Below are 595 nucleotides of genomic sequence, written 5' to 3'. Positions count from 1 at the left end.
TTCTCGACCGCACCAAAATCTCCCTGTTGAATTTTCAACGGTTGCGGCAAAGAGCCCAACCAGCCGCCGGGACGTCGGGTAGCCTGCCCGGTCAGGCCGCTGTTTGAGGCGTGCGCGCCGGTTTGGCGGCTAAGCTCCTGCGTTGCTATGTCAGGCGCGGCAACCCGCGAGCAAAGGTTGTCATTGCAAGCAAAATGCAACCACAAGGAAACCCAATTTAAAGAATGCCAAAGTACCTTCGCCAGCTGTTCCGGGGGAGGTTCCTTTGCCTTACAATCCTGCGCTGGATGGATTGCGCGCCATCAGCATCCTGGCTGTTTTGGCTTTCCACTGCGAGGTGCCGCTGCTGCATGGCGGCTTCTTCGGGGTCGATCTGTTTTTTGTACTTAGCGGCTTTCTGATCACCACCATGCTGCGCAACGAACTTGACGAGACCAACAGCATCGATCTCGGCCGCTTTTACTGGAACCGGCTGGTACGCCTCACTCCGCCCCTTTATCTGATGCTGGCGGCAATCCTGCTCATCGGTCTGGAGACGCCTCGAAAAATCTTCATCGCAGCCGTCTACCTGACCGATTTCTTCGCGCCCTATGAG

1 protein-coding gene is annotated in these 595 nt (G+C 56.8%); it reads left to right on the top strand.

Annotated elements, in window-relative coordinates; genetic code table 11:
• Positions 1-142: 142 nt before the first annotated feature.
• On the top strand, positions 143-595 hold a 453-nt coding region (locus tag EN780_RS36820; RefSeq protein WP_348631303.1), incomplete at its 3' end, for an acyltransferase.

The sequence above is a fragment of the Mesorhizobium sp. M4B.F.Ca.ET.089.01.1.1 genome, assembly GCF_004022605.1.
GTDB classification, from domain to species: domain Bacteria; phylum Pseudomonadota; class Alphaproteobacteria; order Rhizobiales; family Rhizobiaceae; genus Mesorhizobium; species Mesorhizobium abyssinicae.
Note: the sequence above shows the minus strand (reverse complement) of the source record. Positions and strands in the feature narration are given on the sequence as shown.